This is a genomic window from Jiangella asiatica (assembly GCF_004349065.1).
GTDB lineage: Bacteria > Actinomycetota > Actinomycetes > Jiangellales > Jiangellaceae > Jiangella > Jiangella asiatica.
In genome coordinates, this window is sequence record NZ_SMKZ01000069.1 from 20,793 (window position 1) to 28,230 (window position 7,438).

Consider the following 7,438-nt stretch of genomic DNA (forward strand, 5'->3'; position numbering starts at 1 on the left):
CCCGGCACGCAGATGTGCACAGGTCGCTTGCGGTGCGCGGCTGTGACGTTCTATCGTCCGAGATATCGTTGTGATGTATCGGTTCGATACATCGATCCGTCAATGATGCAAGGGAGCGTACCTCGTGGGCAAACGTGGGGAGGCGTTGGAGCTGGCCATCCTCGGCCTGCTGCATGATGCGCCTCTGCACGGCTACGAGCTCCGCAAGAGGGTGAACTCGCTGCTGGGGTGGGGGCGCGCCTTCTCTTACGGCACCTTGTATCCCACGCTGAAGGCGATGGTCCGGCACAACTACCTGGCCGAGGACCAGCCAGAAGTGCCGACAGCCCAGGTCCCGCACCGCAGCGGACGCCGGGGCAAGATCGCCTACAAGCTCACTCCCGAAGGCAAGGAGCGCTTCGCCGAGCTGCTCGCCCAGACCGGTCCATCGGTCTGGGACGACGAGCATTTCGGCGTCCACTTCGCGTTCTTCGGGCGGGCCGACGCCGACACTCGCATGCGCATCCTGATGGGCCGGCGCAGCCGGCTGCAGGAGAAGCTCGACCAGTTCCGGTCGTCGCTGTCGCGCACCCGCGAGCGGCTGGACACGTACACGCTGGAGCTGCAGCGCCACGGCCTGGAGTCGGTCGAGCGCGAAGTCAAGTGGCTCGACGACCTGATCACCGCCGAGCAGCGCTCGATCGACATCACAGCGGACCGCGCGCGGGGCACGGCGTCTCGCGCAGGGGCCGGTGAGACACCGGCGCCCCCCACCGAATATGAAGGAGAGAACGGCCGATGAGCTCGGTTCGTGTAGGCATCGTCGGCGTGGGCAACTGCGCCGCCTCGCTCGTGCAAGGCGTGCAGTATTACCGCGACGCCGACCCGGCGACGAAGGTCCCCGGCCTGATGCACGTGCAGTTCGGGGACTACCACGTCGGTGACGTCGAGTTCGTCGCGGCATTCGACGTGGACGCCAAGAAGGTTGGACAGGATCTGGCCGACGCGATCGGCGCCAGCGAGAACAACACCATCAAGATCTGCGACGTGCCGCCCACCGGCGTCGTCGTGCAGCGCGGCCACACGCTCGACGGGCTCGGCAAGTACTACCGCGAGACCATCGTCGAGGACGAGAGCGACCCGGTCGACGTCGTCGCCGCGCTCAAGGCCGCCAAGGTCGACGTCCTGGTCTGCTACCTGCCGGTCGGGTCGGAGGCGGCGGCCAAGTTCTACGCCCAGTGCGCCATCGAGGCCGGCGTCGCCTTCGTGAACTGCCTGCCGGTCTTCATCGCCGGCACGGCGGAGTGGGCCGACAAGTTCACCGCGGCCGGCGTGCCGATCGTCGGTGACGACATCAAGTCCCAGATCGGCGCAACCATCACCCACCGGGTGCTGGCCAAGCTGTTCGAGGACCGCGGCGTCACCGTCGACCGGACGTACCAGCTGAACGTCGGCGGCAACATGGACTTCAAGAACATGCTCGAGCGCGACCGGCTGGAGTCCAAGAAGATCTCGAAGACGCAGTCGGTCACCTCGCAGCTGGTGGACGGCCTTGAGCCGCGCAACGTCCACATCGGCCCGTCCGACTACGTCGCGTGGCTGGACGACCGCAAGTGGGCGTTCATCCGGCTCGAGGGCCGCAACTTCGGCGACATCCCGATCAGCCTGGAGTACAAGCTGGAGGTCTGGGACTCCCCCAACTCCGCCGGCATCGTCATCGACGCCATCCGCGCAGCGAAGATCGCCCTGGACCGCGGCATCGGCGGGCCGATCCTGTCCGCGTCGTCGTACTTCATGAAGTCGCCGCCGGAGCAGTACTCCGACGACGTGTGCCGGGAGAAGGTCGAGCAGTTCATCCGCGGAGAGATCGAGCGCTGAGCGAGCGAAGGTAGGGGCGCCACCACGGCGGGCACCGCCCAGCGGCGAAGCCCCTGCCGCAGCGAGCGAAGCCGAGATCTCGACCCGGCAGACATGGAGAGATCGAGCGCTGAGCGAGCGGACGTCGGTCGTCGCGGACCTGCGGTGTCACGGGTGCTCGGGGTCGTCGTGCCGACGGCGGCCCTGAGCACCCGTTCCCATTTCCCGCGCGGATCGGGTAGACCTGATGGCGGCAACGACGCCGACGGACCGGTCGTCAGCGGTGGCGATGAGAATCGTCTCGACCGTGCGGCACTTTGACGTGCCTCGTCTACCATTTCCGTCATGCTCCGGTGGATGGTGTGCCAGATTGAGGTGTTTCACCCACCGGTCGCCTATTGACATACCGCTTCCGGGCAGCAAGCGTCGTCTAGCGGCGCGGCCGCCCGGTGCACGTCGGCGGCCATGAGGAGCCTAGTGCCGCTCGCCCCTGAGCGGTCACGGGGAAGACAGAGGAAGGAACATCGATGACGCGGACCGCGCGAGGACGCCGTAGCAACGACGGCGCCACGAAGCGGGCGCGCGCGAACCTGCGCCCCACCGAGACGAGCCGCGCAAAGGGGGTTTCGTCCAGTAGGGAGCGCTCCAAGTCCGCGTGGCAGATGTTCCTGCACGACCGCAGCGTCCGCTCGCGAGTAGCCGCCCTCGTCCTCCTGCCGTTGCTGGGCACGCTGGTGCTCGGCACCATGTTCTTCCGCAACGCGCTCGACGACGCCACCACGGCGTCGCGGGTCGAGAGTCTGGCCGAGGTCGGCCTCACCGCGGTGTCGGCGCTGGACGCCCTGCAGGACGAGCGCGACGTCACCGGCCTGGCCGACAACGGCGGAACCGGTCCCGGCGCGGTCGGCGAGGCCCGTACGGCCACCGACACCGCGCTGGCCGCGCTGTCCGACGCGGTCGACGAGCGGCGCGACGACGACCTCGGCGCGGGCTTCAACGGTGCCGTCATCTCTTTCGACCGCGAGATGGAGCGGTTGGCCGGCTACCGCGAGCAGCGCGACCTCAAGAACCCGCCGTTCTCCCAGGGCGGCACCAGCGGCTACCACCGGTTCGCCGAGGCATTGCAGCGCCTGGTCACCGCGTCCGGCGCGGTGAACGACGACCCCCAGCTGGCCCGGCGCATCTCCGCGATGGCCGACATCGCCCAGGCGGTCGAGTCCGCCTCGTTGGAGCGTGGCGTCGTCGCGTTCTCCATCACCCAGGGAGCCGTCACCGGTGCGAACGACCGTGACCTCGCGGTCGTCCTCGCCGGTGAGCAGGACATGCTGCTCGAGGGCCGGTTCATCAGCGGTCTCGGCTTCACCGAGCAGGCCCGCATCTACTCCAACCAGATCTTCGTCAGCGCCCGTGCGGTCGCCGACACTCGCAGTGACATCCGCAACGGCGCACGGGTCCGTGCGACGCCGACGGAGTGGTACGAGGCCTCCACGACCCGGCTGGACAGCCTGCGCGACATCGAGCACGAGTCCGCCGAGCGGGTCGTCACGCAGGCGGCCGAGGCGACCGACAACGCCAGAATCACCGCCATCCTCAGCGCGGCGGCCGTCGTGGCGGTCCTGGCGCTCACCATCTACCTGGCCATCGTGGTGGCGCGCTCCATCATCGGCCCGCTGCGCCGGCTGCGAGCCTCCGCGCTCGAGACGGCTCAGACGCAGCTGCCCGCGCTGGTCGACCGGGTCCACAAGGACGGCCCCGCCGCGGCACGCGACGTGCCCGACGCCGTGTCGGCCGAAGGCCGCGACGAGATCGGCCAGGTCGCGACGGCGTTCAACGACGTCCACTCGACGGCCGTCAAGGTCGCCGCCGAGCAGGCGCTGCTGCGGCAGAACCTCGACACCATCGTCGTCAACCTGTCGCGGCGCACACAGTCGCTGGTCGACCGGCAGCTCGGCGAGATCGAGGGCCTCGAGCAACGCGAGCGCGACCCCGACCAGCTGAGCACGCTGTTCCGCATCGACCACATGGCCACCCGCGTCCGGCGGCACGCCGAGAGCCTCCTGGTCCTCGCCGGCGTCGAGGAGATGCGCAAGCAGAGCAGTGCCGCTGGCGTGCTCGACGTGGTCCGCACCGCGGTCGGCGAGGTCGAGCAGTACCCGCGGGTCAAGTTCGGCGTCATGCCCACCGACCTGATCACCGCCGGTGCCGTCGACGACATCGCGCACCTGCTGGCCGAGCTCATCGACAATGCCACCGAGTTCTCCGCACCGGCCACGCCGGTCCGTGTGACCAGCCAGCCGCTGCTCGGCGGCGGGCTGCGACTGCAGGTCACCGACTCCGGCCTGGGCATCCCGGCCGGGCAGCTGGAGGAGCTCAACGAGCGACTCCACAACGTCGGTGACATCGACGTCGCCGCCTCCCGGACGCTGGGCCTCTACGTGGTCGCGCGGCTGGCGGCCAAGCACGGCATCCAGGTGCGCCTGGAGGCGGTGCCCGAGGGAGGCACCGCTGCCCAGGTCGACCTGCCGGCGCACCTGATCCTGTCGCCGCTGGACACGAACGAGGGCGTCCTCAGCGCGGTGACCCCGGAGACCGTGGTCCCGACGCCGTCGGCACCGTCGGACGGCTGGGGCGTCGACTCCGACCCGTCGCCCTTCCGCCGCGACGACTCCTCGCCGTCGGTCCCGGTCACCGCGTCCGGCCTGCCGCGCCGTGGCGACGACGCCGGCGAGACCCGCATCCCCATCGACACCGGCGAGACGCGCTTCCCGTCGGTGATGGGCGAGTCCCGGTCTCCGTCCGACACCGGCGAGAGCCCCTTCCGCCCCGACAGCGGCGAGAGCCGCTTGCCCGCGGATCTCGGCGAGACCCGGTTCCCGTCCGACACCGGTGAGAGCCGGTTCGACACCGCCGAGCGGCGGTTCCGGTCGGAGCCCGCTGCCCCGGCCGCCGACGCCGACCGACCCACCTGGCCGGCACCGGAGGAGAGCCGGCTGGCACCTTCCGTGCCGGCCGACGCGGGCAGCCCGGCGGACTCCGACGGCTGGGCCGACTCCGGCAGCTGGGCCGACTCCGGCGACCGCGTGGACACCGGCGACCGGACGGACGAGGCATGGCGGCCGCCGCCCACGCCCACTCCGGCGCCGCCCCCGGCACCGGCGGCTCCCACGACACCGGCTCGCAGCTCCCTGCGGGCTCCGGAGCCGACACTGCCGGAGAGCGACTCCCCGATCTATGACTCCGTCGCGTCGGCGTGGTTCAGCCGGTCGAGCAGCACGGCGGCCAGCGACTGGTCCAGTCCGGCCGACGAAGGCTGGCGGCGGGCCGCGGAGGCGCTGCGCTCGGCGGAAGAGGCCGCCAGTGCCCGGCGCCAGCGCGACACCGAGCCGATCCAGGGCCCGGCCCAGGTCGGGTCCGGCTGGGCCAACCGCGACGTCACACCTGCCGCGTCCGCCACGCCTGCGGCGCCGGCGCCGCAGGTGGAGGAGGAGCCGGTGCTCAGCGCGTCCGGTCTCCCGCTGCGCCGACGGGGCGCCTCGCTGGTGCCCGGCTCGATCGGCGACGCCGCCGGAATCGATCGTCCCGAGCGCCCTGCCGCCGCCGGCAAGGACGCGAGTACCGTTGCCTCGACTCTCGCGAACCTGCAGCGCGGTGTCGGGCGGGGGCGAGAGGAGACCGGTGGCTGGGTGCCAAAGCGACCCAGTGACCCCGAGAGGAGCAATTCGTGACCAACGCCTCCAGCGACGAGCTCGGCTGGCTACTCGACCGGTTCGTCGACCGCACGACCGGTGCGGCGCATGCCGTCGTGGTGTCGGCCGACGGTCTGCACCTGGCGGGCTCGACCGGCATGCCGCGTGAGCGGGGTGAACAGCTCGCGGCCGTGGTGTCCGGGCTGGCCAGCCTCACCGTCGGTGCCTCGCTGATCCTCGGCGCCGGCGATGTGCAACAGACCCTTGTCGAGATGAGCAATGGGTTCCTGCTCGTCATGGCGGTGGGCGACGGAGCCCACCTGGCTGTGCTCGCCGCGTCGACTGCCGATCTCGGACAGGTGGGCTACGAGATGGCCCTTCTGGTCGAGCGCGTCGGCGCCGTGCTCAACCCGGCTACTCGCGTGGGGTGAGTACCACGTGCACGGGCACCGGATGTGGTGGGATCAGGTCAGCAACATGACCGATGATCCGACGATGGTCTGGAGGTAGACGATGGCGGCACCTGACGGTCGGCGTGTGCGACCGTATCTGGCCACCCGTGGACGGACCAGGCCGGTCCAGGACATCGCCATCGAAGCCCTGGTCTCGACTACCAAGGACGGTCGCACCCGCGGCGCCGACCCGGAGCCGGAGCGTGAGCGGATACTCCGCCTGTGCCACTCTCCGCGATCGGTGGCCGAGGTCGCTGCCATCGTCTCGACGCCGCTCGGCGTCGCCCGCGTTCTCGTGGCCGACCTCGAAACCGAGGGACTGGTGCGGGTCGCCGACCCGCACGCGGCATTCGCCGGTTCTACCGAGCCGGCCCGTAACCTCAGTGTGCTGGAAAGGGTGAGGGATGGCCTTCGTCGACTCTGAGGTGTCCGACGGCACGCAGGCCGATCAGGACGCACTGTCGGTCAAGATCGTCGTGGCCGGCGGCTTCGGCGTGGGCAAGACGACCTTCGTCGGCGCGGTGAGTGAGATCGAGCCGCTGCGCACCGAGGCGCTCATGACCGAGGCGTCGACCAACGTCGACGACCTCTCGATGCTGCCGGAGAAGCGCACCACCACGGTGGCGATGGACTTCGGCCGCATCACGCTCGCCGACGACCTCGTGCTGTATCTGTTCGGCACGCCCGGGCAGAACCGCTTCTGGTTCATGTGGGACGACATCACCCGCGGCGCCATCGGGGCCGTGGTGCTGGTCGACACCCGCAGGCTCGCCGACTGCTTCGGCGCCATCGACTACGTCGAGCAGCGCGGCATCCCGTTCGTGGTGGCCCTGAACGCCTTCAACGGCATCCAGGAGCACGACGTCGAAGATGTCCGCGACGCGCTCCAGGTCGGGCCGGAGGTGCCGTTCGTCGTCACCGACGCCCGGGAGCGCGAGTCGGTCAAGGTCGTCCTGGTGACCCTCGTCGAGCACGCGATGTCGCTGATCCAGCAGGGCTGACATACGCGGCGCAGCTGGACGTCACCTTCACCGGCGACCTCGAGCGGCACGAGGCGGCGCTGCGCGCGGTCTGGGGCGGTGCGCTCTGCGTCAGCGCGGCCGAGCGAGCCGAACCCGATCTCCGCGCCATCCAGGAGGAGCTGAGCGGCACCGTCGCACATGACCGGGGTGGGCGTCGACATCCTGACGGGGACGGTAGAGCTGTACGTCTTCGTCGACGACGGCATCCAGGCCGAGATGGACGAGCGGTACGGTTCCGGCCTGGTCCGGGTGAGCGCCGCACTGCGCCCGGTCGAGTGATGACACCGCTCAGAACGGCCGCGTATCGGGTGCCTGCTGCTTGGCCGGTCCGATCCGTTCGGGGGGTTTGATGTAGGTGTGGCCGGTGGGGCTGGTCCATACGGTGTTGCCGGTGGTGTCGCGGTGGACGGTCCAGCCGCCTCGGTGTTTGAGCAGGTGGTGG

At 70.2% G+C, this 7,438-nt stretch carries 7 protein-coding genes; all 7 read left to right on the forward strand.

What is annotated here, in order from left to right; all coding sequences use genetic code 11:
• Positions 1 to 124 precede the first annotated feature (124 nt).
• The 7 genes from E1269_RS29070 to E1269_RS32585 all read left to right on the forward strand — a co-directional run bounded on the left by E1269_RS29070 (position 125) and on the right by E1269_RS32585 (position 7,275).
• Positions 125 to 781, forward strand: a complete 657-nt coding sequence (locus tag E1269_RS29070) for a PadR family transcriptional regulator (RefSeq protein ID WP_131901236.1) — start codon at positions 125 to 127, stop codon at positions 779 to 781.
• Positions 778 to 1,857 carry an inositol-3-phosphate synthase gene (locus E1269_RS29075; protein WP_131901238.1) on the forward strand — a complete coding sequence of 360 codons (1,080 nt, stop codon included), beginning with the start codon at positions 778 to 780 and terminating at the stop codon, positions 1,855 to 1,857. Before E1269_RS29070 ends, E1269_RS29075 begins: the two co-directional genes overlap by 4 nt.
• A gap of 506 nt (positions 1,858 to 2,363) precedes the next feature.
• Complete coding sequence (locus E1269_RS29080) at positions 2,364 to 5,561, forward strand: sensor histidine kinase (protein WP_131901240.1); 3,198 nt, start codon at positions 2,364 to 2,366, stop codon at positions 5,559 to 5,561.
• Entirely contained in the window at positions 5,558 to 5,953 is a 396-nt protein-coding gene (locus tag E1269_RS29085) for a roadblock/LC7 domain-containing protein (protein WP_131901242.1), read from the forward strand. The genes E1269_RS29080 and E1269_RS29085 overlap by 4 nt, the downstream gene beginning before the upstream one ends.
• A gap of 82 nt (positions 5,954 to 6,035) precedes the next feature.
• Positions 6,036 to 6,398: a DUF742 domain-containing protein gene (locus E1269_RS29090; protein ID WP_131901244.1), complete on the forward strand. Its 363-nt coding sequence runs from the start codon at positions 6,036 to 6,038 to the stop codon at positions 6,396 to 6,398.
• Positions 6,379 to 6,975 (forward strand): GTP-binding protein, encoded by a 597-nt coding sequence (locus tag E1269_RS29095; RefSeq protein ID WP_131901246.1) that lies wholly within the window; start codon positions 6,379 to 6,381, stop codon positions 6,973 to 6,975. The genes E1269_RS29090 and E1269_RS29095 overlap by 20 nt, the downstream gene beginning before the upstream one ends.
• A gap of 159 nt (positions 6,976 to 7,134) precedes the next feature.
• On the forward strand, positions 7,135 to 7,275 hold the full coding sequence (locus E1269_RS32585; RefSeq protein ID WP_162606679.1) for a hypothetical protein: 141 nt from the start codon (positions 7,135 to 7,137) through the stop codon (positions 7,273 to 7,275).
• The last annotated feature ends 163 nt before the right edge of the window (positions 7,276 to 7,438 follow it).

Bases quoted from the DNA above. Each gene is read 5' to 3' on its own strand.
- E1269_RS32585 (WP_162606679.1), top strand. From the start codon at position 7,135: ATGACCGGGGTGGGCGTCGACATCCTGACGGGGACGGTAGAGCTGTAC.
- E1269_RS29080 (WP_131901240.1), top strand. From the start codon at position 2,364: ATGACGCGGACCGCGCGAGGACGCCGTAGCAACGACGGCGCCACGAAG.
- E1269_RS29075 (WP_131901238.1), top strand. From the start codon at position 778: ATGAGCTCGGTTCGTGTAGGCATCGTCGGCGTGGGCAACTGCGCCGCC.
- E1269_RS29090 (WP_131901244.1), top strand. From the start codon at position 6,036: ATGGCGGCACCTGACGGTCGGCGTGTGCGACCGTATCTGGCCACCCGT.
- E1269_RS29095 (WP_131901246.1), top strand. From the start codon at position 6,379: ATGGCCTTCGTCGACTCTGAGGTGTCCGACGGCACGCAGGCCGATCAG.